The 792-nt window shown below is 46.5% G+C and carries 2 protein-coding genes; one reads left to right on the top strand and one right to left on the bottom strand.

Annotated elements, in window-relative coordinates; all coding sequences use genetic code 11:
- Nucleotides 1-72: 72 nt before the first annotated feature.
- The gene (locus tag ATW55_RS05410; protein WP_235587015.1) at nucleotides 73-585 is read right to left on the bottom strand and encodes an IS110 family transposase; all 513 of its coding nucleotides are present in this window, start codon (nucleotides 583-585) and stop codon (nucleotides 73-75) included.
- A gap of 17 nt (nucleotides 586-602) precedes the next feature.
- Here ATW55_RS05410 and ATW55_RS16710 point away from each other — a divergent pair.
- A partial coding sequence (locus tag ATW55_RS16710; protein ID WP_235587014.1) for a hypothetical protein occupies nucleotides 603-792 on the top strand: 190 nt, incomplete at its 3' end.

Here is a 792-nt window from a genome sequence, read left to right as displayed (position 1 = left end):
AATCATTGACAAAATCCTTCGTCAATGCGGATAACAAAAAACCGCTCATTCACCGTCAAACAGCGCGAGCGGCTACACGATTGCCAAATCGGCAACCTGTTCTGGTTCAATGACTTCACCGTTCACCAGTGCATCAAGCATGAGACGTCCAGACTTCCCGAAGACGTCACTCATGAAAGTGGAAATCTTGATGTTGGCATCTTCCAACACTTTGATGATTCGGTTGCGTTCTGAGGTCTCATATCCCTTGAGCTTTTTGCGATAGCGAGTAAGATCACGAAGTTCACGAATCTCACGTGGGGCAACAAAGCTGTTGGACACTAAACCGCATCGATGCAACTCAGCAATCCACTGTGCATCTTTTTTGTCGGTTTTGCGCCCGGGTAGGTTCTTGATGTGAGAGGCATTGGCAAGTGTGACCGTACAGGTCGCTTCGAGGACATTGAAGACTGGTTTCCAATAGACCCCCGTGCTCTCCATAGCGATCTCTGTGCAACCATGCTCTGTTAGCCAGTCAGAGAGTTCGAGCAAGCCCGACAATACGGTGGAAAACTCCTGAATGACCATCTGTGGTTTTTCTTCCAAGGGGCCCTTCAAAATACATGCAACAACATTGGCTTGATGGACATCCAAGCCAGCACAGCATACGCGGATGGCATCCAAGACTGGAGCAGTATCATTTTAGTGAAGTCAACAAACTCGTAATTCTGGACAAAATGATAAAAAAGGAAGAAGGAATCCAGATGCGAGTGTACGACAAAGAATTCAAAGAAGAAGCATTAAAATTGTCTT

It is taken from the genome of Ferroacidibacillus organovorans (assembly GCF_001516615.1).
GTDB classification, from domain to species: domain Bacteria; phylum Bacillota; class Bacilli; order Alicyclobacillales; family SLC66; genus Ferroacidibacillus; species Ferroacidibacillus ferrooxidans_B.
Note: the sequence above shows the minus strand (reverse complement) of the source record. Positions and strands in the feature narration are given on the sequence as shown.